Source organism: Methylobacterium aerolatum, from assembly GCF_022179085.1.
GTDB classification, from domain to species: domain Bacteria; phylum Pseudomonadota; class Alphaproteobacteria; order Rhizobiales; family Beijerinckiaceae; genus Methylobacterium; species Methylobacterium aerolatum.
The window spans coordinates 84,024-104,783 of the sequence record NZ_BPQE01000007.1 but is presented as its reverse complement, the minus strand read 5'-3'; the positions used below and the strand labels follow the sequence as shown (position 1 = coordinate 104,783).

Below are 20,760 nucleotides of genomic sequence, written 5' to 3'. Positions count from 1 at the left end.
CCTGATCACCGACCGGGGCGATCTGATCCTCGACAACAAGACCGACACGATCCTGCCCTGGCACCGCACCGGCTACGTCTTCATCAAGCGCGAGAGCCAGGACACCCAGGCCTGGGTGTCGCTCGGCGGCGCCACCTCGCCCGTCACCACCGCCAACCGCTGAGGCGGAGGGGGCGCAACCGCCCGCGCCTCGGTCGCACCGCTCAGCGCAGGAAGGTCGGGGCGATCCACCATGTGGGGTGGGCGGCCCGCAGGCGCTTGGCCGCCGCGACCGCCGCGTGCCGATCCGCGAACAGGCCGAAGACCGTCGCACCTGAGCCCGACATCCGCGCCAACCGGCAGTTCTGGCCGCGCAGGGCGGCGAGGGCCTCACCGATCGGCGGCGCCACCGTGAGGGCAGGGCCCTCCAGATCGTTGCGCGCGGGTTTCAGGGCGGCGAGCAGCGAGACCGCGTCGCCGTCGGCGGCGATGGCGGGATGGGCCGCACCGGGGAGCGTTTCCCCCACGCTTAGGCCGAGCGCCTTGAACACCGGCGCTGTAGGAACCGGGACGCCGGGGTTGATCAGCATCGCCGGCAGGGCAGTGAGACCGAGGGGCGGGCCGACATCCTCGCCCGCGCCGCGCATCATCCTCGCCCGCGGATCGAGGCAGACCGGGACATCGGCCCCCGTGGCGCGGGCGGCGGCGACGACCGCCGGATGGGTCAGCGGAAGGTCGTTGAGGCAGGCGAGCAGACGGAGGCCGGCCGCCGCGTCCGACGATCCGCCGCCGATGCCCGCCGCCACGGGCAGGCGCTTCACGAGGTGGAAGGCCCCGAGCCTGAGGCCGGGAACCCGATCCGCGAGGTTCCGTGCGGCCCGCAGAACGAGGTTGTCGGCGTCCGGCCCGGCCGGTCCGGCGGTCGGGCCGGAGACCGTCAGCGAGAGCGCTTCCCCGGTCCGCAGGGTCAGCCTGTCGGCGGTGCCCGCGAAGGCGACGAGGCTTTCGAGGACATGGTAGCCATCCTCCGCCCGCCGTCCGAGGACATGCAGGGTGAGGTTCACCTTGGCGGGGGCGCGGTCGGACAGGAGGGGCACGGTGGTTCCGCCGGATCGTGAACGGGCGGGTCGGCCGTACAGGGCCGACCGGGCGGCGGCAAGGTCGCGCGGATCGCCGGGACGCGGAGAGACGCCTCGCGATGCGGTTTCCGGCGGCCCCCGGATCGCGGATCAGACCGGGGCGTGGGGCCGATAGGCGAGGAGATCGCCGGGCCGGATCGCCTCGGCGTCCTCCGGCAGTTCCACCAGCCCGTCGCTCGCCGCCAGCGCCGAAAGCGCTCCGCCCGGCGCCATCACCGCCTCGGTAACGCCGTCCGCAGCGACGCGGAGGCTGACCTTGAGGAATTCCCGGCGCCCGCCCTTCTTCGCGAAGGCAAAGCCGCTGCGGACCAGGGGGAGGGGCGGCGCCGGCTCGGCGCCCGTCAGGTGGAGCACGACCGGGCCGAGGATCGCCAGCGCCGTCGCGTAGGCGGCCGCCGGGTTGCCCGGCAGGCCGACGAAGGGCACCCGGCCGATCCGGCCGAAGGCGAGGGGACGCCCCGGCTTGATGGCGAGGCGCCAGAGGGTCAGCGCGCCGATGTCCCCGATGACGGCGCGGACGTGATCCTCCTCGCCCACCGACACGCCGCCGGAGGTGACGATCAGGTCGTGGTCGGCCGCCGCGCCGAGGAGGCGGTCCCGGAGGGCCCCGCGGGAATCCGGCAGGATGCCGCCGTCGCTGACCCGCGCGCCGGTCCGGGCGAGCAGCGCGGCGAGCATCGGCCGGTTGGCATCGTGGATGCGCGCCGGCCCGAGGCGACCGCCCTCGGCGCAGACCTCGTCGCCGGTGGAAAACAGGGCGATCCGCAGCCGGGGCCGCACCGTCAGGGACTGGAGGCCGAGGGCGGCCGCCAGGGCGAGGCTGCGCGGGCCGAGCCTGTGGCCCTCAGAAAGGGCGAGGGCACCGGGGGCCACGTCCTCGCCCGCCCGGCGGCGATTGGCGTGTCGCGCCAGCCCCGCCGGAAGGACGACGGTGCCGCCCTCGATCCGCGTCTCCTCCTGCATCGCCACCGTGTCGGCGCCGGGAGGAAGGGGCGCGCCGGTGAAGATCCGCGCGGCGGTGCCGGGCGGCAGGGGCGCGGAGGCGCTGCCGGCGGGGATGCGGGCCGCGACCGGCAGGGCCGTCGGGCCGGAGGGGGCGAGGTCGTCGAAGCGCAGGGCGTAGCCGTCGACGGCGGCGTTGTCGAAGGGTGGCAACGCCATCGGCGCGAGGACCGGTTCGGCGACGATCCGTCCATCCGCCTCCCACAGCGCCACCGTCTCCCGGCCCACCGCGACCGACAGGCTCGCGCGGATCGTCGCGAGGGCGTCGGCTACGGACAAGGGGGGGCTGCTGTCGGGAATCACCGGACCCATCGTGAATCGAGCGGCGTATCGCAGGGGCGGAGCCGTGACGGCGACCGCGCCCCTCCGGGGCAACCCACGGATTGCGGCAAGGGACGCGCCGGATCAACCCCGCCGCTCCGACTTCGCCGTCCCGCATGACCTTGGCGAGGGGGTCGGGCAGCCTGCTAGAAACGGCCCATGACGACCGCCGGTCTCCTGCCCTGCCAGCGCCCGCTCTTCGAGGTCCCGCAGGGCGTGAGTTACCTCGATGCGGCGGCCTGGACGCCGCTGCCCATCGCCGTCCGCCGCGCCGGGGAGGCCGGCATCCTCGCCAAGGCCCGCCCATGGGAGCATTGCCGGGCGGATTTTCCGGCCTGGACCGAGCGGGCCCGGGCTGGGGCGGCGCACCTCATCGGGGCGAGCGCGGACGACATCGCCATCGTCGGATCCGTCAGCCACGCCATGGCGACGGCGGCCGCGCATCTGGCGCCCGAGCCGGGCAGCCGCATCCTCCGCGTCGCCGACGAATTTCCCTCCCTCTGCCTGCCCTTCGACCGCCTCGCCGGAGACCGGGGCCTGACGGTCGACGTCGTGCCCCGGCCCGGGGACGGCGACTGGACAGCAGCGCTGCTCGCGGCGATCCACCGGCCCGGCGCGGCGCCGGTATCCGTCGCCACCCTGACGCCCTCCCATTGGACCGACGGGGCGGCCATCGACCTCGACCGCCTCGTTCCCGCCTTGAGGACGGCAGGCGCCGCCCTGGTCATCGACGCGACCCAGGCCGTGGGCGCCATGCCCGTCGAGATCGCGCGCTGGCAGCCGGACTATCTGGCTTTCCCGACCTACAAGTGGACGCTCGGCCCCTACGGCGTGGCGTTCCTCTACGTCGCGCCCTGGCGTCGGGACGGCAGACCCCTGGAGGAGCACGGCGGCAACCGGCCGTCGGCGTCGGGAGCGCGCCGGTTCGACCGGGGCGAATTGCACGATCCCGTGTCCCTCGCCATGGCCGCGACGGGTCTGGAGCTCGTCGGCGGATGGGGCTCGGCCGCGATCCAGGCGAGGCTGAGGGCTTTGACGGAACAGCTCTCGGAGCGCTGCGCCGCCCTGGGCATCGCCGTGTCCGAGCCGCCGCGGCGCGTCGGGCACGTGCTCGGGCTTCGCGCTGCCGGCGGCCTGCCGCCCGATCTGGTGGAGCGCTTGTCGGCGCGCCGGGTGTTCGTCAGCGAGCGGTCCGGCGCCCTGCGCATCAGCCCGCACGTCTGGGCCGATGAAGACGACATCGAGCACTGCGCCCAGGCGCTGAGAGACTGCCTCTCGGACCGAAGCGGGTGATCGCCTTAAGGCCCGGCGACGGCATGAGGTCGCGGCGTCCCGCCGGGTTTCTTGTCCCCCGGCTCTGGCGCCCGATGGTGCGGGGGGCTACATAAACGAGGCGGGGCTGCAGAGTTCGTCAGGAGCACTATCCCCGGGGCCTTATCGACTCCCTCGGGAGCTGTCCCTGGCCTCGTCCCTGGACCTGGCCAACACGGCGCCCACCTACTCTGTAGGTTTCCCGGGATCGATCCTCCAACGGCTCACGTGGCTCCGCACCCTGATCCTTCTACCGCCCCGTCCGGCAAGGCCGTCCTCCGCAAGGAGGTGCTCGCCGCCCGCGACGGGCTCGATGCGGAGGCCCGCCGGGACGGCTCGGCCTCCATCTCACGGATACTGGCCGGTCTCCCCGCCCTCGCGGGGGCGCGTCTTGTGGGCGGCTTCTGGCCGATCCGCAGCGAGGTCGATCCTCGCGCCGCGATGACGGCGCTCGCCGCGTCGGGCCGCGCCATCGCGCTGCCCTGCGTGACGCCGGAGGGCCTCGTCTTCCGCGCCTGGACGCCGGGCCAGGACTTGGTGCGGGCGAAGTTCGGCCTGAGCGAGCCGGATCCGTCCCTGCCGGAGGTCTTCCCCGACGCCCTCATCGTTCCCCTCGCCGCCTTCGACCGGGCGGGTCGCCGCCTGGGCTACGGGCGCGGCTACTATGACGGCGCCATCGAGCGACTGTCGCGGGAGCGGCCGGTGGTGACGGTCGGCGTGGCCTTCGCCGTGCAGGAGGTGCCGCGGGTGCCGGTGGAGCCGCATGACCGGACGCTTGCGGCCATCGTCACCGAGACGGGAGTCGTCCAATTGGAGAGACCGGCGGAATGAGACTGCTGTTCCTCGGCGATGTCGTCGGGCGGCCTGGACGGGCGGTGGTCCTCGATCAGCTTCCCGCCCTGCGGGAGCGCTGGAACCTCGATTGCGTCGTGGTGAACGGCGAGAACGCCGCGGGCGGGTTCGGGATCTCCGAGGCGATCTGCGACGAGTTGATCGCCGCCGGCGCCGATGCGGTGACGCTCGGCAACCACAGCTTCGACCAGCGCGAGGCGTTGGTCTTCATCGCCCGCCAGCCGCGTTTGATCCGCCCGGCGAACTATCCGCCCGGCACGCCGGGGCGCGGGGCGACGGTGGTGGAGACGCGCGGCGGCGCCCATGTCCTCGTCGTCAACGTGATGGGCCGGGTCTTCCTCGATCCGATGGACGATCCCTTCGCGGCCGTGGAGCGCGAGGTCTCGGCCTGCCCCCTGGGCAGCGCCGCCGACGCGATCGTCGTCGATGTCCATGCCGAGGCGACCAGCGAGAAGCAGGCCCTCGGGCACTACCTCGACGGGCGAGTGAGCCTCGTGGTCGGCACCCACACGCACACGCCGACGGCCGACCACCGCATCCTGCCGGGCGGCACCGCCTACATGTCCGATGCCGGGATGTGCGGGGACTACGATTCGGTCATCGGGATGCAGAAGCACGAGCCGATCCGCCGCCTCATTCAGAAGACGCCGGGCTCCCGCTGGGAGGTGGCCGGCGGACCCGGCACCCTCTCGGGCATCGCGATCGAAACCGGGCCGGACGGCCTGGCCACCAAGGTGGCGGCCCTGCGGCTCGGCCCGAATCTCGAGGAAAGCCGTCCCGTTTTCTGGGATTGAATCGCGCTTTCGAACGTAGGCGCCAGCCCCGAACCCTTGGCAGGCACGCGCAGAGGCGTACTATGTTGCCGAGTGCCGTGGTTGCCGTGTGTCGTGCCGCACAGACAAGCTCGGCCGCCAGGGAGGTTGTCCATGCTCAACAGCACCAGCCTGATCAAGGCATCCTGGATTGCCGTGGACGTGGGGCGCGAGCGCGCCGAACGCGTCCTCGTGGTCGAGACTTACATCGCGGTCAGCCCGCTCGAGCCGAACTACGACCAGGGCCAGTACGACAAGGTCCTGTCCTGCGTCCGCAACGTGCTGGACCGCCACCCCGATATCGACCGGGCGTCAATCCTGAGCATGCATCGCGGCTCCGGCTGCACGGCCCTCTTCCGCGATCCTTCGCGGGAGGCCGAGCGCACCGCCGCCTGAGGCAGGACCGGCCCCGGACGGCTGCGACGTGGGCCGTCGTCTCCTTGGTTCTCGTCTCCTTGGCCCTCGTCTCCGGGATGTGATCGTCCCGGAGGAACGGCGGCGGCGGACCGGCGGTTTGCGGGTCGAACAGGAGACGGATCATGAAGCATCTTGCATGCGGCCTCGCCGCGATCGCCCTCGCCGGTCTCGTCGGCGCCGCCCCCGCGGAGGCGAAGGGCTGCCTCAAGGGCGCGGTGGTCGGAGGCGTCGCGGGACACATGGCCGGACACGGCAAGCTCGGTGCCGCCGCCGGCTGCGCGGTCGGCCACCACAACGCGAATAAGAAAGCCAAGCAGAACTGACCCGAGCGGCCGGGATCGGGTCAGACGTTCTCTGCTATCGCAGTGTCACCGGCCGCGTTCGAGCCCTTTCCCGCTTGATGGTCTTGCGCCGGACTGGCTCCAGTCCGGCGTCTTCTTTTGAGCCGGCATCCATCCCATCACGATAGGGCGATCCGTCGGCCTGCGCGGGCGCTCCTTCCACCGGGAACGCCCTCCCTGTCATGATGCGGCCAACTTCACGCGGGAGACGGCGGGGGTAATCGATCGGCGCCGCGCGCCGCCGCCGGGCCGGAGCCCGACGGAGAGGTTCGGGCTCACCAAGCCCCAGCCCGCGATGGAGGAGTGTACACGGATGATGTTTCGCACGCTCGGCCGCCGCGTCGCGCCGCTGGCGGCCCTCGCCCTCGCGGGCCTCGCCGGTCCGGCCCGCGCCGCCACGCCGACCGACCCCAGCGGCACCTACCTGACGGAGGACGGCCGCGCCCGGGTCCGCCTGGAGAAGTGCGGCGCCCAGAACGATCGTTTGTGCGGTTACGTCGTGTGGTTGAAGGTTCCCCTGTCCGACAAGGGCGAGCCCCGCGTCGACTTCAAGAACCCCGATCCGAAGAAGCAGGCCCGCCCGTCGTTGGGCCATCAGCTCATCATGGGCCTGAAGCCCAACGACGACGCCCGGTACGAGGGCCAGATCTACAATTCCGAGGACGGCAAGTTCTACAAGGTCACGATCTGGACGGAGGCGCCGAACGAGCTGACGGTCAAGGGCTGCCTGATTGCCTTCCTGTGCAAGTCGCAGACCTGGATGAAGGTCACCGATCTCGTGCCCGGCCAGCTCGCGGGTCCGACCAACGGCGCCAACGGGCCGCGCACGGACCCGGAATACATGCCCCCGAAGCCGGCGGCGACCGCTGCCAAGCCCACGGCGAAACCCGTCGGCAAGCCGGCGACGACCGGCGCCACGCCGGCGGGCGAGTAACCGGCTTCGCCGCGAGATCGGCGGGCGCCTCCCGCGGAAGGCGCCCGTCCGCCGTTGCCAGGACGGGAGGACCGATGCGGCGACGGCCGCACGGGATCGACGGTCGATGCGCTCGCCGCACGCAGGCGGTCGCCAACCGATGACGGGGCGCTCCGAGCCCGAAGTCGAGCCGCACGCCCGGATCGCGTCGCATCCCCGCCAGGACGGAGGAGCGGAAGGCGTTCAGTCCTTGTCGAGGCTGAGGTCGGGCGCCTCGGGATTCTTCATGCCGACGACGTGATAGCCCGCATCGACGTGGAGGATTTCCCCGGTCATGCCGGCGGCCATGTCGGAGACGAGGTAGGAGGCGGTCTCGCCCACCTCGCCGATCGTCACCGTCCGGCGCAGGGGCGCGTTGTACTCGTTCCACTTCAAAATGTAGCGGAAGTCGCCGATCCCCGAGGCGGCCAGGGTCTTGATCGGCCCGGCGGAGATCGCGTTCACGCGGATGTTCTTCGGCCCGAGGTCGGCGGCGAGGTAGCGCACCGAGGCTTCGAGCGCCGCCTTGGCCACGCCCATCACGTTGTAATGGGGCATCCACTTCTCGGCGCCGTAATAGGTCAGCGTCAGCAGCGAGCCGCCCGGCTTGAGGATCTTCTCCGCCCGCTGGGCCACCGCCGTGAACGAGTAGCAGGAGATGAGGAGCGACTTGGTGAAGTTGTCCTCGGAGGTCTCGATGTAGCGGCCGGTCAGTTCGTCCTTGTCGGAGAAGGCGATGCAGTGGACCACGAAGTCGATCCCCTCGGGGAAGACGCGGGACGCCTCCTCGAACACGGCGTCGATCGTCGCGGCGTCGGTCACGTCGCAATGCCCGATGACGTGGGCGTCGAGTTCCTTCGCCAGGGGCTCGACGCGCTTGCGCAGGGCGTCACCCTGATAGGTGAAGGCCAGTTCGGCGCCATGGTTGCGGGCGCTGCGGGCGATGCCCCAAGCGATCGAGCGGTTGTTGGCGACCCCAAGGATCACCCCCCGCTTACCGGCCAGAAGCCCGTGCCCGTGTTCCGCCATGACGCATCCCGGTAAACCGCGGCGCCACGAGCGCCGAGGGTTCCCCCTTAGCGGAGGCGGCACGGGGACGGAAGTCCGGCCGTCCATCGGACGAGCCGGATCGTCAGCCTCGCGCGTCCCCCGGGCCCCGCCGGCCCGTCAGGCAGCCTTGGCGGCGCGGCGACCGCGGGCATAATCCGCGAGGGCCGTATCCTCGCCCTCGGGCAGGACGATTGCGGTGGTCGCGAGAAGATCGCCGCGGGTGCCGTCTTTCTTCGGCAGGCCCTTTCCGCGCAAGCGGAAGGTCTTTCCCGAACTCGTCATCGGCGGCATCTTCATTTCAACCGCGCCGGTGAGTGTCGGCACGCGGATGGTCCCGCCCAGGATGGCATCCTCCAGCGGCACCTCGACGCTGACGCGCAGGTCCGCACCCTCGACCTTGAACCGGGCATGAGGCTGGACGCGGATGGTGAGCAGCACGTCGCCCGGTTCCGAGCGCGGGCCGCCCGGGTGGCCGAGGCCGCGCAGGCGGATCGTCTGACCGTCCACTGCGCCGCGGGGGATCATGACGTCGACCTCGCGCCCGGTGGGCAGGTTAAGGCGCAGCTTCTCCTCGCCGCCGATCTGCTCCAGCGTCACGACGAGTTCGGCCGAGACGTCCTCGCCCTTGGAGGGCTGGCGACCGCCCGGCCCGGCCCCTCCGGCCCTGAAGGACTCGCCGAAGATGTGCGAGAAGATGTCCTCGCCCATTCCTCCGCCCATGCCCCCACGCCCGCTGCGCGCCATCGATTCGAAGTCGAAGCCGCGCCCGCCACCGCCGCCTCCGCCGAAGCCGCCGAACCCCTCGAAGCCGGTGGCGCGAGGCTTGCCGTCCGCATCGATCTCGCCGCGGTCGTACTGCTTGCGCTTGTCGGCCTCGCCGAGGATCTCATACGCCGCGTTGATCTCGGCGAAGCGGTCCTTCGCCTTGGGGTCGTTCTTGTTGCGGTCGGGATGGTATTCCTTGGCCAGCTTGCGATACGCCTTCTTGATGTCGGCTTCGCTGGCGGCCTTGGTCACACCCAGGACGTCGTAGGGGTTACGCATCGGTCGTCTGGTGCTTTCGGGGAAGCGGGATCGCTATCCATATGGACGGCGTGTTGTACTTCTGCAACGGTCGTGCCGGCAAAACTCTGCGCGATCGTCCCCGCCGTCAAGCGGCGGCGGTGGACACCCTGGAGAAGGGCGCCCGGAGCGCCCGTCAACGTCACGAAGAACGGGAAGCCCACGCATGCAGTATCGGTGCGATCACGTCCACCTGCGCAGCCGCAATGCCGTCGCGGCGGCCGGCTTCTATGCCGCGACGTTCGGCGCCGTCGAACGGGAGCGGATCGGCGGCGAGCTCGTGCAACGGGTCGTCCTCGATCTCGGCGGCCTGACGGTGTTCATCGAGCAGGCGGGGGACGAGGCTCACCCCACCGGGCCGACGCCGAGCCTCGGCATCGAGCATATCGGCCTGGCCGTGGATGATCTGGATGCGGCCTTCGCAGACCTCACCCGCCGCGGGGTTCCGGTCCGCGCCGGCATCTCGTCGCGGGGCCCCAACCTGCGCATCGCCTTCTTCGAGGGACCGGACGGCGCGCTGATCGAGGTACTTCAACGATCGCCGACGTGAAGCCCCCGATCCGGGCGGTGCCTCAGCGCCGCCCCAGGGACTCCGAAGGGGCGGGAACGGCATCCGTCTCGCGCCGTTCGATCCGCTCCAGGCCGTCGTCGGAATAGACGGCGCCGAGGACGGTCTCGAAGTGATCGCGCACCCGGCCGTGACACTCGCAGGCCGCGCGTTCCATCCGGCCGACGTCGCTCACGGTGATGCGGCCCCGTCCGACGGTGATCAGCCCCTGGTTCTGCAGGTTCCGCAGGATCCGAGTGAGATAGGTCCGCTGGACGCCGAGCATCCCGGCCAGCAGCTCGTGCGTGACCGGCAGCGACGGCGAGCCGATCCGGTCGCGTAGCGTCAGCAGCCAGCGCAGGCACCGCTGGTCGATCGGGTGGAGGGAGTTGCAGGCCGAGGATTGCAGCACCTGCGCGAGGAGGCAATCCGAGTAGCGAATCATCAGGTCGCAGATCTGCGGCGAGCGACGTCTGGCTTCCCGGAGAAGCGCCGCCTCGATCCGCAGGGCCGGACCGCCAATCTGCACGATTGCGGAGGTCGAGGCCGGAAGGTAGCCCTGGTTCACCACGCCGCCGACCGCGCCTTCGTGCCCGACCGTCGCGGTCTCCGCGCTCCGGCCGTCGCGGGTCGCGACCATCAGGGTCACGACCGTATGGCGGCAGGGGAACGTGACTTGCGTCACCGGCGAACCGACCGTGAAAATGCTCTCCGCCTTCGCGAAGGTCACCGGCTGCAAATGCGGGACGATCAACTCGCGATCCGTCACACTCAACGACTTTAATAAAAGATTGTCGTCGGGCTTGGAGGCGATATCGGCTTGCATCGTTGTCTTAACAGTCTGCCTTCGCCCCTCTCTGTAGCGGCCGGCAGACAGGTCGTCTGTCAGATTGTGAACTGGAATATGTCTAATGGGTGTGCAGTCGTCGTTATGATGACGTCCGTTGCAGAGATGTTACTTATCGGTGCAAACACCTAACGTTGACAACCGCTTGTGGTCCCTCGGATCGCAGTCCGTCGACAGGAACGAGGCCCAATCGGACGGCGTGCCATAAAATGCGTTTCGGTCGACATCGCCCCGAACCCCCGGAACGCGCCCGGTGGACGTGAATTGCCACAGCATCCATTTGCGGTTCGAGAAACGTTGTTCAGGCTCGGCGGCCGTGGATCGCAGCCAATGCGGGTAATCCGGCAGCTCACCCTCCAGAACGTCCTTGTGGAAGGTGATGTCGGTGTAGATGATTGGCCGCTTGCCGGTATACCGCTCCATCTCGTGGAGCATTTCCGTGATCATGGCCAGCGCCTGCTCCTTCGGGAGCTTGCGCGGGCAGGTCTGGGAATGGCCGTTCCACTCCACGTCGAGCACCGGGGGGAGGGCGCTCGGATCGTTCGGGACGTTTCTCTTGAACCAGTCCATCTGCTCCCGGGCGGAGCGGCACCAGAAAACGAAGTGGTAGGCGCCCCGCGGGATGCCCGCGGCCCCGGCGCCGTCCCAGTTGGCGCGGAAGCGCTCGTCTACGTGGTCTCCGCCTTCGGTCGCCTTGATGAAGACGAACTGCGTGCCGGCGCTGCGGACGGAGGCCCAATCCACGGGCCCCTGCCACTTGGAGATGTCGATTCCCTGGATCGGGTGCTGCTTCGCCTTCGCGACGCCGGGATGCGGCTTCGCATCGCCCTTGGTGGGATACAGGTCGGGATTGGAGGAGCAGGCGGCGAGCCCGGCCAGGACGGCCACGGCGACCGCCCGGCGCGACGCCCACAAGACTGCGCGGAGGCCGGGACGCCGCGCGCCGGATGGGGACAGGGCAAACACTCGATCCCGCGTCATCAGTGCTACAGCCCGCTTCCAAGACAAGCGCCAAAGTCAGGCGTAATCGATGGCCCCTGCGCGGTTAACGGACCTTTGCGAACATTGCGGCGGAATTCCGCAAGCCGTTGCATGCCAGTGACATCGGCAAGGGGCGGATGGGTTGGCGGCGACGCCCGGCGCATCTAAGTGCCGATACCGCAAGACAGTTCGGATCGGTCGATCGTGGGCAAGACTCTCTTTACCATCGGCTACGAAGGGCTCGATCCCGAGCGACTGACGGGCGCCCTGCGCGGCGCTGGCGTCGCCGTCCTCGCCGACGTCCGGGCGGTCGCCAATTCCCGCAAGCGCGGCTTTTCCAAGAACGCCCTGAGGACCGGGCTGGAGGAGGCCGGGCTCGGCTACAGCCACTGGCGGCAACTCGGCACGCCGAAGGCCGGCCGCGAGGCCGCGCGGGCGGACGATGCCGCCCTGCTGCATAGGATCTATTGCGAGGAGGTTCTGGAGACGGCGGAGGGGATCGCGGCACTCGACGGGCTCGCCGCCCTGGCCGAGGGCGCGCCGGTCTGCCTGCTGTGCTTCGAGCGCGACCCCGCGCGGTGCCATCGCCGGATCCTGACGGAGCGCTTGGCTCAGCGGGGCTTCGCCGTCGTCGACCTGTTCGGCTGAGCCGGACGGAGCGGCGTGGGTCCGCCGCTCCGTCCGTCACGCGTCTCAGGTGCCGGAGCGGCTCTGGACCCTGGCGCTCACCGCATCGCCGACCCGCCTGAAGAAGGAGAGGGCGGCGCCCGGCAGGGTCGGCCCCTCACGGTCGCGCGGGGTCGTCCGGCGCCGGTTGGGATCGGCCTTCACCTCGATCGGCAGGTACAGGGCCTCGAAGAACGAGAGGGCGAGGAGGACCGCGCCGTCCGCGTCGGTGACGCGCAGGGAGGCGTCGAGGAGCTGGGCCGCGCCGCCGTAGCGCTGCACCAGGGCACGGACGACGACGAAGGCCGCCGCCCGGAGTTCGGCCTCGTCGACGACCTCCTGACCGACCGGATCGGGGAGCACCTGTCCGTCGAGGACGATGTTGAAATAGGCGCGCATGGGGCGGGGCTCTCGTGTCCCGGAGGGCGTCTGGCCCGGATCAGGCCGCTTCCGCGTCGGCGGCGGGCTCGGCGGCGGATTTCGGATCGAAGGCATCGGCCAGCAGGGACAGGCGGCGCGCCATGTCCCGGACCTCGTTGAGGGCGATGGACTTCTGACCTTCCTTCACAGCCCGCGTGATGTCGCTGACCTGAGCCGTCGCGATGCGCTTGAGTTCCTCGGCGAGCTTCTGGCTTGTCATCATGTCCACGATCCGCGACGGAAGGGGGCCAGACTCGCCGGGTTAGCGTTACCAGAGCGTATCGGGCACCTCGCATTTCCTGTGGATTGCGAGGACGGACCCGCCGCCGCCGCCATCCTCGCGAAGGCCCGGAACGGATGCGCGGCACGGCGTTTGCCCGGCTCGCCGCCCGTGGTAGATCGTCCCCCGGCATCGCCGGGCGAGGGGAGGACGCGCCAGTGCCTTGAATCTCCGGCGTTTTCCCGCTTCCACCCGACACCCGCCCCGCCCGACGAGACGGACGCCGCGCCCGCGGCCAGTCCTGACAGGACCGACGCGATGGACATCGCCCTCTTTCTCGATTTCGACGGCACGCTGGTGGATATCGCCCCACGGCCCGAAGCCGTGACGGTGGAGCCGGGCCTCGTGGACGATCTCCTGGCCCTGCGGGACCGGCTTGGCGGGGCCCTCGCCCTCGTGAGCGGGCGGCCGGTGGCGCAGCTCGACGGGTTCCTGGCGCCCGCCCGGATCGATGCGGCCGGCCTGCATGGCGTCGAGCGGCGGGTCGACGGCGCCCTGACCGGCGGACGGCCGGAGGACCATCCGGCCCTGCGGACCGAGGTCGCGCGCCTCCAGGCGGAGGCGCGGGCCCTGCCGCAGGTGCTGATCGAGGACAAGGGCGCCTCGGTCGCCGTCCACTGGCGCCTCGCCGATCCCGCCGATGCCGTGCGCGCCGAAGCCCTCGTGCGGCAGGCGGCGGAGGCGCTCGGCGGCGCGTACCGCCTCCAGCTCGGCAAGGCCGTGGGAGAGATCGTGCCCGTGGGGGCGACGAAAGCCGTCGCCATCCGGTCCTTCCTCGAACAGCCCCCCTATGCCGGCCGCCGGGCGGTCTTCCTCGGTGACGACAAGACCGACGAGATCGCCTTCGCGAGCGTCACCGAGGATGGAGGCGTCGCGATCCGCGTCGGGGACGGGGACACGGTGGCCACGCGCCGCCTGCCGGATCCCGCCACCGTGCGCGCCCTGCTGCGCGCCTGGGCGCGGGGCGAGGCCATCGACCTCGACACGCTGCCCGCCGCCTGAGGCGCACCCGAGCCGTCCGCCCGCGCCGGACCCGCCGAACCGCACACAAGGGAACGACCCGCATGGCGACGACCTTCGAGTTTCCGGTCCTGATCGGCGATGTCGGCGGCACCAATGCGCGCTTCGCCCTCGTGGAGACGCGCGGGGCCAAGCCGCGCCTGCTCTCGCACGAGGCGACGGCCGAACACGCCGACCCCTCCTCCGCCATCCGCACCGCCCTCGCCAAGGACGGAAGCCGCTCACCGCCACCGCGCTCCGCGATCCTCGCGATCGCCGGGCGGATCGATGGGCCGGAGGTGCAACTCACGAACGCGCACTGGAAGGTCGCGGGCGAACGGATCGGCCGGGATTTCGGCCTGTCCTCCATGGTGGTGGTGAACGACTACGTGCCCGTCGCGGCGGGCGCGGCGGGGATCGAGCCGCACGATCTCACCCCCGTCGGTCCTTGCCCTGCCGTCCCGGGCGGGGCGCGCGTGGTGCTTGGGCCGGGCACCGGGTTCGGCGCGGCGGCCCTCGTCCCCTATTCCGCGCACCTCGCCATCGTCTCGACGGAGGCCGGGCACACGGAGCTCGGCCCGGCGGACGCCTTCGAAGAACAGGTCTGGCACGTGCTGGAACGGGTCGAGGACCGCATCACCGTCGAGACGGTGCTCTCGGGCCCCGGCCTCGCCCGGCTCCACGCAGCGGTGACCCACGTGCGGACGGGGCGACCCCGTGACAAGCTCGATCCGGCCGCGATCACCGCCGCGGGGCTGGACGCCTCGGACCCGCACGCGGCGGAGGCCCTCGCCCTGTTCTCCCGGCTGTTGGGACGGGTCTGCGGCGACCTCGCGCTCACCTTCCTGGCGACGAGCGGCGTCTACATCGGCGGCGGCATCGCGCCCCGGATCCTCAAGGTTCTGCAGGAAGGCGCCTTCCGCGACGCCTTCGAACGCAAGGCGCCTTTCGCGGGAATGATGCGCGCCATCCCCACCAGCGTGATCACGGTGCAGGACCCGGCCTTCAACGGCCTCGCGGCGCTCGCCAGCGAGGGCGATGCGTTCGTCTACCACGGTCAGGTCTGGCGGAACGGGGAAGGGAGCTGAGAACCGTCGGCTTCGTTCCATAGTGTTTCACGGCTCGGACGGCCGGCCGCACCTGCCATCATGCGCCTGATGCATGGATAGACCGGCAAAGCTTCTCACCTGGCCGGTGAGGGAATGGAACAATATGCCCTCGAATGTAACTCGTTGGCGCTTTGTTGCATTGCGATATTAGCACACCGCGTCGCAGCGAACCCGTGCTCTAACAGCGTTGCCGGATCGTCCCGGTGACGCATCGGAGCTCACATGCGCACGATTCTCATCCTCGCATCGTCGGCGTTCGCCGCAGCGACCCTCGCGGCGGGCGTTGCCTCGGCCGACGACCACTTCCACGTCACGCCGCCGATCGTCCGCGATCAGGCGCGTCCCACGCAGGTCGTCCGTCCGGCGGGTGAACTCACCGTGGTCCCCCAGCCCGTCGCCGCCACCCCGGCCACGCGCCGGGTCACTGCCGCCACGGCCAAGATCGAACTCGCGGACCGGTAAAGGCCGCATCGGGGAGGATGGCGATCCCTCGCCATCCTCCCCGTGCAGGCGGGGATCAGGCCGCCGCGAGCGGCTTCGACACATCCTCCAGGGAGCGCCCCTCGGCGGCCGTCCCCCAGATTCCGCCGACCACGGCCGCCACCGCCATCAGCGCCGCGCCGATCAGGTAGCCATAGAAGACGTAGTCCCGCGATCCGCCCTCCACGAGGGTGCCGAACAGCAGCGGGCCCGAGACGCCCCCAACACCCGTACCGATGGCGTAGAAGGCCGCGATGGCCAGCGCCCGGATCTCCAGGGGGAAGGTTTCCGCCACCGTGAGATAGGCCGAGGAGGCCGCCGCGCTGGCAAAGAAAAACACCCCCATCCACACGATCGTCTGCCCCCAAGCGCCGAAGGCGTCGATGAGGAACAGGTAGCCTGCACCGACCAGCGCCGCCGCCGAGATGCCGTAGGTGAAGGCGATCATCGGTCGCCGACCCACCGTGTCGAACAGTCGGCCCAGCACCACCGGACCCATGAAGGAGCCCAGCGCGAAGGGCAGGAGATACCAACCCACCTGCTCGCCGGGCACTTGGTAGAAACGTTCGAGGACCAAGGCGTAGGTGAAGAACAGGGCGTTGTAGAAGAACGCCTGCCCCACCATTAGGCACAGGCCCACCATGGTCTGCTTCCGGCTCGTCACGAACATCGCCTTGGCGACCTCCAAGAGCGGCGTGTGGTGGCGGACCCGCACCTTGGTGTGCTTCTTCGGGTCCGGCGGCGGCAGCGTCACGCCCGCGTCGGTGAAGCGCTTCTCGATCTCCGACACCACCCGGTCGGCCTCCGCGACGTAGCCGTGGGTCGCGAGCCAGCGCGGACTCTCGGGGATCCAGCGCCGCAGGAACAGGATCACCAGACCGATCGCGCCGCCGGTCAGGAAGGCGATGCGCCAGCCCCAGGCCGGGTCGATCACGTCGGGCTTCAGCAGCACGATCGACATGAAGGAGCCGAGGGCTGCCCCGATCCAGAACGACCCGTTGATGACGAGGTTCGTCCAGCCGCGAGCGCTGGCCGGCACGAGTTCCTGGATGGTCGAATTGATCGCGGTGTACTCGCCGCCGATCCCCGCCCCGGTGAGGAAGCGGAAGAAGCAGAAGCTCGCGACGTTCCACGACAGGCCGGTCGCCGCCGTGGCGACGAGGTATAGGGCGAGGGTGATGAAGAACAGCTTCTTCCGCCCGATCCGGTCCGTCAGCCATCCGAAGCCGACCGCCCCAGTGACGGCGCCGACGAGGTAGGAAGACGCCGCGAGCCCGATATCGAACTCCGAGAACGCCATGGGCGGCTGGCGCAAGGCACCGACGAGGGAGCCCGCCAGGGTCACTTCGAGGCCGTCGAGCACCCAGGTAATGCCGAGCGCCACGATGACCAGGACATGGAAGCGTCCCCAGGGCAGTCGGTCGAGGCGTCCCGCGATGTCCGTGTCGACGACACTGCCGATCTCGGCCCGCTCCGGTGTGCCGGACACCCCCTCGACCTTGGTTGCCATTCCGTCGAACCCCCGCCTTTAGGTTGTTATGAAGCGTTTACCGCGACTAAGAATTGATGTGAGCAACGGAGGGTTGCACCATCTGGTTCGATCTCGCGTTCATCACCCTGGCTCAAACCTAGGTCGATCTCGCCGGGTGACCGTCCATGAAAACTGTTTTTTGTGTCGTTCTCCTCGCGGCGACGGGCCTCGCCGCCCCGGCGGGCGCCACCGATCCGGTGGCGGCTCCGGCGGTGGCCGCCGCCGCCTTCGACGGCTGGACCCTGCGCCCCGCGCTTCCGGCCGACGCGCCGCAGGAGGATCAGGCCGCAGGCCGCAAGGGCACCGATCCGCAGCGCGCCGCCCACTGGAGCGACCCGAGCCCCGCCCGCATCCGCTGAGTGGTCCGGCGCAGTCCGGCCTCGCGCTCGCGCGACGCCCTGCGAACGCGTAGACCGTCCCGGAACGGGCGAAAGGGCGCTCCGCCTCCGGCGCGTCCCGGCCCGAACCGAGACTTCCGGCGCGAGACGAGGCGAAGCGATGGGCGCGATGACCGAGACCGATCCCCGGGCGGCGGGCGTCTGCCCGGAGCGCCTCGCGCGCATCGCGCCGTGGATGGACCGCCTCGTGGCGGAGGGCCGTCTCGCGGGCCTCTCCGTCACCATGCAGCGGCGCGGGCAGACCGTCTTCGCCCGCGCCTGCGGACAGGCGGATCGCGATCGCGGCACGCCGTTCACCCTCGACACGGTGACGCGCATCTATTCCATGACCAAGCCGCTGACCTCGGTGGCGGTGATGCAACTCTACGAGCAGGGCCTGTTCCAGCTCGACGATCCGGTCGCGCGGTTCCTCCCCGAATTCGCCGAGATGCGCGTGGCCGTCGGCGGCAACCGTGCGAAGATCGAGACCGAACCGGCCCGCCGGGCCATCACCGTCCGCGACCTCCTCACCCACACGGCCGGGCTGACCTACGGCTTCATGGAGGCGACGCTGGTCGATGCCGCCTACCGGGAGAAGGGGATCGACTTCCTCGCCCGGGAGGGCACGCTGGCCGAGATGACGGCGCGCACCGCCGCGATGCCGCTTCTCGCCCAGCCGGGCAGCGCCTGGAACTACAGCGTGGCCACCGACGTGCTGGGTCATCTCGTGGCGGTCCTGTCGGGACGTCCCTTCGCCGACTACCTGCGGGAGGAGGTGATCGCGCCGCTCGGCATGGCCGACACGGATTTCCATGTCCGGCCGGACCTGATGCCGCGATTCTGCGCCTGCTACATCTACGACCGGGAGCGCAAACTCCGGCGCTACGACGATTCGGTCGAGACGGCCTACGCGCAGCCCCCCGCCATCGCCTCCGGCGGCGGCGGCCTCGTCTCGACGGCGGGCGACTACCACCGCTTCTGCCGGATGATCCTGAACGGCGGCGAGATCGACGGCCGGCGGCTCCTCGGCCGCAAGACCGTCTCTCTCATGCTCGCGAACCATCTCGGCGGCGACCTCGCCTCCATGGGCACGCCGCGCTTCGCGGAGACCTCCTACACCGGCATCGGCTTCGGCCTCGGGTTCTCGGTGATGCTCGACCCGGCGGCGGCGCAGATCGTCGGCAGCCCCGGCGAGGTCGCCTGGGGCGGGCTCGCCTCCACCGCCTTCTGGATCGACCCGTCGGAGGATCTGGCCGTGGTGCTGATGACCCAGCTCATCCCGTCCTCGGCCTTGCCGATCCGCAAGGAGTTGCGGGTGCTGACCTACGCCGCGCTGGTGGATTGAGTGCCTCCAGGCTGGCCGGCGAGGCGAGGCAACCGCGGGCAGCGGGCCGTCTCAGAGCGTGGCGTGTCCCTCGAATCGCTCCTCCGGGCGCGCGATGACGGTCACAGCCGTCAATCCGGCACGACGATGCCGGAGAGGTCCTGCTTCGATGCCGGGAATTGCGGATCCATCGCTTCCAGCGTGTCCGCCACGGTCTTGGCGATGAGGTAGTTGCGCAGCCATTTGCGGTCGGCGGGCACGACGAGCCACGGCGCGTAGGGCGTGGAGCAGCGCCCGAGGGCGTCGGCGAAGGCATCTTGATAGGCGTCCCAGGATTGGCGCTCCACCAAGTCAGCGGGGTCGAACTTCCAGTGCTTGGCCGGTTCGGCGAGACGCGCGGTCAGGCGCTCCTTCTGCTCGTCCTTCGAAATATGCAGGAAGAACTTCAGGATGACCGTGCCCGAGGCGGCGAGCATCCGCTCGAAGTCGTTGATCTGGCCGTAGCGCGCCGCCCAGACGTCCTCGGAGACGAGCTTCTTCACCCGCACCACCAGCACGTCCTCGTAGTGGCTGCGGTTGAACACGCCGATCATGCCCCGCGCCGGCGTGCGGGCGTGGTAGCGCCAGAGGAAATCGTGGGCGAGTTCGTCGGCCGATGGCACCTTGAATGAGGTGACCGCGCAGCCCTGCGGGTTCACGCCCTTCAGGACGCTGCGGATCGTCCCGTCCTTGCCGCCGGTGTCGATGGCCTGGAAAATCAGCAGCAGGCTGCGCGATTGCTCGGCGTAGAGGCGCTCCTGAAGGGTGGAAATGCGCTCGCGCTCATGCTTCAGCGCCTCCTCGGCCCAGTCCTTGTCGAAGGCTGGGGTGGGCTTGGTCTCCACCGCCTCCAGGGCGAACCGGTCGCCGCCGCCGGGGACGACGATGCCCGCCGCGGGTTTCACGGGGGACGAGGTCGCCGCGCGCACGGCCCCGGGCATCAATGTCGCGATGGCGTCACCGGCGTGGGCCCACAAGGCTGTGGAGGGCGGGCGGGTCTGGCCGTGGGCGAGCGGCCCATGGTCTGATACCTGCGTCACCGGATCGATCTGGCCGATCTTGCGCTTGCCGTGCTTCTTGGACATCCGGTGAAGCCTGTGGGGGCGTTGCTGTGCAGGTGCGGAACGGCTGGGCTTTCTCCTCGTTCCGGGGCCGGCAGGACGGTGGTGGGTCTGGGGTGGTGCAGACGATCTATTTCATCCGGCATGGGCAGACGGGCTGGAACGCCGAGGGCCGTCTCCAGGGAAGCCGCGACATCGATCTGAATGCCGCGGGCGAGGCGCAGGCCGCCGCCGTCGCGCCGCGTCTGGCCGCCCTGGCGGGGGACGACCTCGCCGGCCTCGACTTCGTCGCGAGCCCGCTCCTGCGCACACGCCGGACGATGGAGATCATGCGCACGGCCCTCGGCTTGCCCGCGCAGGATTATCGCACGGATCCGCGCCTGCGCGAGATCGGTTTCGGCGCCTGGGAGGGATCGACCTGGGCCGAGATCCGCCGCCGCGACCCGTCGGCGGCCTCGCAGCGGGACCGGATGCGATGGTCCCATCGTCCGCCGGGGCAGGGCGGCGAGAGCTACGCCATGCTCGTCGAGCGGGTGGGGCCGGTCTTCGCCGAACTGGGACCGCGCGCCGTGGTGGTGGCCCATGGCGGCGTCGCCCGGGCCATGCTGGTGGCCCTCGGCCAGCTCGACATCTATGCCGCGCCGCGACTCGGCATCCATCAGGGCGAGGTTCTCGTCGTCGATGGGAAGGGGTGGCGCTGGGCCTGACACCCTCGGGGAGGGCGCGCCGGGGGTTTCGGCCCTGTGCCGCAATGGCGACGGTCGGGAAATTGTCGCCGCCATCGTTCAAGAACGATTCAAAGCCGCCTCGCTATCGGCACGATCGGCGGGCTATAGGCGCCCGATGCGGGGCGCCGGCGGA

25 protein-coding genes and 1 other RNA gene are annotated in these 20,760 nt (G+C 70.4%); 16 read left to right on the top strand and 10 right to left on the bottom strand.

Going from position 1 to position 20,760, the window contains the following annotated elements:
• Positions 1 to 163, top strand: a 163-nt coding sequence (locus MFF06_RS05480) for a transglutaminase-like cysteine peptidase (RefSeq protein ID WP_238202011.1), incomplete at its 5' end; no start/stop codon positions are given.
• 40 nt (positions 164 to 203) lie between these two features.
• Here the strand turns inward: MFF06_RS05480 and MFF06_RS05475 are convergent.
• Positions 204 to 1,076 carry a 4-(cytidine 5'-diphospho)-2-C-methyl-D-erythritol kinase gene (locus MFF06_RS05475; RefSeq protein WP_238202001.1) on the bottom strand — a complete coding sequence of 291 codons (873 nt, stop codon included), beginning with the start codon at positions 1,074 to 1,076 and terminating at the stop codon, positions 204 to 206.
• A gap of 132 nt (positions 1,077 to 1,208) precedes the next feature.
• Positions 1,209 to 2,432 carry a molybdopterin molybdotransferase MoeA gene (locus tag MFF06_RS05470; RefSeq protein WP_238202000.1) on the bottom strand — a complete coding sequence of 408 codons (1,224 nt, stop codon included), beginning with the start codon at positions 2,430 to 2,432 and terminating at the stop codon, positions 1,209 to 1,211.
• A gap of 168 nt (positions 2,433 to 2,600) precedes the next feature.
• On the opposite strand from MFF06_RS05470, the gene MFF06_RS05465 reads away from it, so the two are divergent.
• From MFF06_RS05465 to MFF06_RS05435, 7 genes are all read left to right on the top strand, one after another.
• On the top strand, positions 2,601 to 3,734 hold the full coding sequence (locus tag MFF06_RS05465; protein ID WP_238201999.1) for an aminotransferase class V-fold PLP-dependent enzyme: 1,134 nt from the start codon (positions 2,601 to 2,603) through the stop codon (positions 3,732 to 3,734).
• A gap of 100 nt (positions 3,735 to 3,834) precedes the next feature.
• Positions 3,835 to 3,991: non-coding RNA, 6S RNA (gene ssrS / locus MFF06_RS05460), on the top strand.
• Complete coding sequence (locus tag MFF06_RS05455) at positions 3,981 to 4,583, top strand: 5-formyltetrahydrofolate cyclo-ligase (RefSeq protein ID WP_238201998.1); 603 nt, start codon at positions 3,981 to 3,983, stop codon at positions 4,581 to 4,583. The genes ssrS and MFF06_RS05455 overlap by 11 nt, the downstream gene beginning before the upstream one ends.
• Positions 4,580 to 5,398, top strand: a complete 819-nt coding sequence (locus MFF06_RS05450; RefSeq protein ID WP_238201997.1) for a TIGR00282 family metallophosphoesterase — start codon at positions 4,580 to 4,582, stop codon at positions 5,396 to 5,398. The genes MFF06_RS05455 and MFF06_RS05450 overlap by 4 nt, the downstream gene beginning before the upstream one ends.
• Before the next feature lie 132 nt (positions 5,399 to 5,530).
• Positions 5,531 to 5,812, top strand: coding sequence for a hypothetical protein (locus tag MFF06_RS05445; protein ID WP_238201996.1), 282 nt, complete (start codon positions 5,531 to 5,533; stop codon positions 5,810 to 5,812).
• A 143-nt stretch (positions 5,813 to 5,955) separates the two neighbouring features.
• A complete protein-coding gene (locus MFF06_RS05440; RefSeq protein ID WP_238201995.1) occupies positions 5,956 to 6,156 on the top strand; it encodes a hypothetical protein in 201 nt (66 codons plus the stop codon).
• A 331-nt stretch (positions 6,157 to 6,487) separates the two neighbouring features.
• Positions 6,488 to 7,108 carry a DUF2147 domain-containing protein gene (locus tag MFF06_RS05435; protein ID WP_238201994.1) on the top strand — a complete coding sequence of 207 codons (621 nt, stop codon included), beginning with the start codon at positions 6,488 to 6,490 and terminating at the stop codon, positions 7,106 to 7,108.
• 222 nt (positions 7,109 to 7,330) lie between these two features.
• On the opposite strand, the gene fabI is transcribed toward MFF06_RS05435, so the two are convergent.
• Both fabI and MFF06_RS05425 read right to left on the bottom strand, forming a co-directional pair.
• Positions 7,331 to 8,155, bottom strand: coding sequence for an enoyl-ACP reductase FabI (fabI, locus tag MFF06_RS05430; RefSeq protein ID WP_238201993.1), 825 nt, complete (start codon positions 8,153 to 8,155; stop codon positions 7,331 to 7,333).
• Positions 8,156 to 8,293: 138 nt separating this feature from the next.
• Positions 8,294 to 9,220 (bottom strand): DnaJ C-terminal domain-containing protein, encoded by a 927-nt coding sequence (locus MFF06_RS05425; RefSeq protein WP_238201992.1) that lies wholly within the window; start codon positions 9,218 to 9,220, stop codon positions 8,294 to 8,296.
• Between the two features lie 184 nt (positions 9,221 to 9,404).
• On the opposite strand from MFF06_RS05425, the gene MFF06_RS05420 reads away from it, so the two are divergent.
• Positions 9,405 to 9,788, top strand: a complete 384-nt coding sequence (locus MFF06_RS05420) for a VOC family protein (protein WP_238201991.1) — start codon at positions 9,405 to 9,407, stop codon at positions 9,786 to 9,788.
• Between the two features lie 22 nt (positions 9,789 to 9,810).
• Here MFF06_RS05420 and MFF06_RS05415 read toward each other — a convergent pair whose 3' ends face one another.
• Positions 9,811 to 10,611 carry a Crp/Fnr family transcriptional regulator gene (locus tag MFF06_RS05415; RefSeq protein WP_238201990.1) on the bottom strand — a complete coding sequence of 267 codons (801 nt, stop codon included), beginning with the start codon at positions 10,609 to 10,611 and terminating at the stop codon, positions 9,811 to 9,813.
• A gap of 129 nt (positions 10,612 to 10,740) precedes the next feature.
• Complete coding sequence (locus MFF06_RS05410) at positions 10,741 to 11,613, bottom strand: glycoside hydrolase family 25 protein (protein ID WP_238202010.1); 873 nt, start codon at positions 11,611 to 11,613, stop codon at positions 10,741 to 10,743.
• 204 nt (positions 11,614 to 11,817) lie between these two features.
• On the opposite strand from MFF06_RS05410, the gene MFF06_RS05405 reads away from it, so the two are divergent.
• Positions 11,818 to 12,261: a DUF488 domain-containing protein gene (locus MFF06_RS05405; RefSeq protein WP_238201989.1), complete on the top strand. Its 444-nt coding sequence runs from the start codon at positions 11,818 to 11,820 to the stop codon at positions 12,259 to 12,261.
• A gap of 45 nt (positions 12,262 to 12,306) precedes the next feature.
• Here MFF06_RS05405 and MFF06_RS05400 read toward each other — a convergent pair whose 3' ends face one another.
• On the bottom strand, positions 12,307 to 12,678 hold the full coding sequence (locus MFF06_RS05400) for a DUF6894 family protein (protein WP_238201988.1): 372 nt from the start codon (positions 12,676 to 12,678) through the stop codon (positions 12,307 to 12,309).
• 40 nt (positions 12,679 to 12,718) lie between these two features.
• Positions 12,719 to 12,922, bottom strand: a complete 204-nt coding sequence (locus MFF06_RS05395) for a hypothetical protein (protein ID WP_370876610.1) — start codon at positions 12,920 to 12,922, stop codon at positions 12,719 to 12,721.
• A 315-nt stretch (positions 12,923 to 13,237) separates the two neighbouring features.
• Here MFF06_RS05395 and otsB point away from each other — a divergent pair, with 315 nt between their 5' ends.
• The 3 genes from otsB to MFF06_RS05380 all read left to right on the top strand — a co-directional run bounded on the left by otsB (position 13,238) and on the right by MFF06_RS05380 (position 15,549).
• Positions 13,238 to 13,981: a trehalose-phosphatase gene (otsB, locus tag MFF06_RS05390; RefSeq protein ID WP_238201987.1), complete on the top strand. Its 744-nt coding sequence runs from the start codon at positions 13,238 to 13,240 to the stop codon at positions 13,979 to 13,981.
• Between the two features lie 62 nt (positions 13,982 to 14,043).
• Positions 14,044 to 15,066, top strand: a complete 1,023-nt coding sequence (locus tag MFF06_RS05385; RefSeq protein ID WP_238201986.1) for a glucokinase — start codon at positions 14,044 to 14,046, stop codon at positions 15,064 to 15,066.
• A gap of 243 nt (positions 15,067 to 15,309) precedes the next feature.
• Complete coding sequence (locus MFF06_RS05380) at positions 15,310 to 15,549, top strand: hypothetical protein (protein ID WP_238201985.1); 240 nt, start codon at positions 15,310 to 15,312, stop codon at positions 15,547 to 15,549.
• A gap of 55 nt (positions 15,550 to 15,604) precedes the next feature.
• Here MFF06_RS05380 and MFF06_RS05375 read toward each other — a convergent pair whose 3' ends face one another.
• Positions 15,605 to 17,077, bottom strand: a complete 1,473-nt coding sequence (locus MFF06_RS05375; RefSeq protein ID WP_238201984.1) for an MFS transporter — start codon at positions 17,075 to 17,077, stop codon at positions 15,605 to 15,607.
• 146 nt (positions 17,078 to 17,223) lie between these two features.
• Between MFF06_RS05375 and MFF06_RS05370 the strand changes: the two genes are divergently transcribed.
• Together MFF06_RS05370 and MFF06_RS05365 are read left to right on the top strand one after the other, a co-directional pair.
• Entirely contained in the window at positions 17,224 to 17,457 is a 234-nt protein-coding gene (locus MFF06_RS05370; protein WP_238201983.1) for a hypothetical protein, read from the top strand.
• A gap of 139 nt (positions 17,458 to 17,596) precedes the next feature.
• The gene (locus MFF06_RS05365) at positions 17,597 to 18,820 is read left to right on the top strand and encodes a serine hydrolase domain-containing protein (RefSeq protein WP_238201982.1); all 1,224 of its coding nucleotides are present in this window, start codon (positions 17,597 to 17,599) and stop codon (positions 18,818 to 18,820) included.
• A 110-nt stretch (positions 18,821 to 18,930) separates the two neighbouring features.
• On the opposite strand, the gene MFF06_RS05360 is transcribed toward MFF06_RS05365, so the two are convergent.
• Complete coding sequence (locus tag MFF06_RS05360; protein ID WP_238201981.1) at positions 18,931 to 19,923, bottom strand: PPK2 family polyphosphate kinase; 993 nt, start codon at positions 19,921 to 19,923, stop codon at positions 18,931 to 18,933.
• A gap of 95 nt (positions 19,924 to 20,018) precedes the next feature.
• Between MFF06_RS05360 and MFF06_RS05355 the strand changes: the two genes are divergently transcribed.
• Positions 20,019 to 20,606, top strand: a complete 588-nt coding sequence (locus tag MFF06_RS05355; protein ID WP_238201980.1) for a histidine phosphatase family protein — start codon at positions 20,019 to 20,021, stop codon at positions 20,604 to 20,606.
• Positions 20,607 to 20,760 lie beyond the last annotated feature (154 nt).

What these genes read in the sequence shown, in the direction of transcription:
- MFF06_RS05470 (WP_238202000.1), bottom strand. Translation starts at nt 2,432, where the DNA reads ATGGGTCCGGTGATTCCCGACAGCAGCCCCCCCTTGTCCGTAGCCGAC.
- MFF06_RS05465 (WP_238201999.1), top strand. Translation starts at nt 2,601, where the DNA reads ATGACGACCGCCGGTCTCCTGCCCTGCCAGCGCCCGCTCTTCGAGGTC.
- MFF06_RS05450 (WP_238201997.1), top strand. Translation starts at nt 4,580, where the DNA reads ATGAGACTGCTGTTCCTCGGCGATGTCGTCGGGCGGCCTGGACGGGCG.
- MFF06_RS05445 (WP_238201996.1), top strand. Translation starts at nt 5,531, where the DNA reads ATGCTCAACAGCACCAGCCTGATCAAGGCATCCTGGATTGCCGTGGAC.
- MFF06_RS05440 (WP_238201995.1), top strand. Translation starts at nt 5,956, where the DNA reads ATGAAGCATCTTGCATGCGGCCTCGCCGCGATCGCCCTCGCCGGTCTC.
- MFF06_RS05435 (WP_238201994.1), top strand. Translation starts at nt 6,488, where the DNA reads ATGATGTTTCGCACGCTCGGCCGCCGCGTCGCGCCGCTGGCGGCCCTC.
- fabI (WP_238201993.1), bottom strand. Translation starts at nt 8,155, where the DNA reads ATGGCGGAACACGGGCACGGGCTTCTGGCCGGTAAGCGGGGGGTGATC.
- MFF06_RS05425 (WP_238201992.1), bottom strand. Translation starts at nt 9,220, where the DNA reads ATGCGTAACCCCTACGACGTCCTGGGTGTGACCAAGGCCGCCAGCGAA.
- MFF06_RS05420 (WP_238201991.1), top strand. Translation starts at nt 9,405, where the DNA reads ATGCAGTATCGGTGCGATCACGTCCACCTGCGCAGCCGCAATGCCGTC.
- MFF06_RS05415 (WP_238201990.1), bottom strand. Translation starts at nt 10,611, where the DNA reads ATGCAAGCCGATATCGCCTCCAAGCCCGACGACAATCTTTTATTAAAG.
- MFF06_RS05410 (WP_238202010.1), bottom strand. Translation starts at nt 11,613, where the DNA reads ATGACGCGGGATCGAGTGTTTGCCCTGTCCCCATCCGGCGCGCGGCGT.
- MFF06_RS05400 (WP_238201988.1), bottom strand. Translation starts at nt 12,678, where the DNA reads ATGCGCGCCTATTTCAACATCGTCCTCGACGGACAGGTGCTCCCCGAT.
- MFF06_RS05395 (WP_370876610.1), bottom strand. Translation starts at nt 12,922, where the DNA reads ATGATGACAAGCCAGAAGCTCGCCGAGGAACTCAAGCGCATCGCGACG.
- otsB (WP_238201987.1), top strand. Translation starts at nt 13,238, where the DNA reads ATGGACATCGCCCTCTTTCTCGATTTCGACGGCACGCTGGTGGATATC.
- MFF06_RS05385 (WP_238201986.1), top strand. Translation starts at nt 14,044, where the DNA reads ATGGCGACGACCTTCGAGTTTCCGGTCCTGATCGGCGATGTCGGCGGC.
- MFF06_RS05380 (WP_238201985.1), top strand. Translation starts at nt 15,310, where the DNA reads ATGCGCACGATTCTCATCCTCGCATCGTCGGCGTTCGCCGCAGCGACC.
- MFF06_RS05375 (WP_238201984.1), bottom strand. Translation starts at nt 17,077, where the DNA reads ATGGCAACCAAGGTCGAGGGGGTGTCCGGCACACCGGAGCGGGCCGAG.
- MFF06_RS05370 (WP_238201983.1), top strand. Translation starts at nt 17,224, where the DNA reads ATGAAAACTGTTTTTTGTGTCGTTCTCCTCGCGGCGACGGGCCTCGCC.
- MFF06_RS05365 (WP_238201982.1), top strand. Translation starts at nt 17,597, where the DNA reads ATGGGCGCGATGACCGAGACCGATCCCCGGGCGGCGGGCGTCTGCCCG.
- MFF06_RS05360 (WP_238201981.1), bottom strand. Translation starts at nt 19,923, where the DNA reads ATGTCCAAGAAGCACGGCAAGCGCAAGATCGGCCAGATCGATCCGGTG.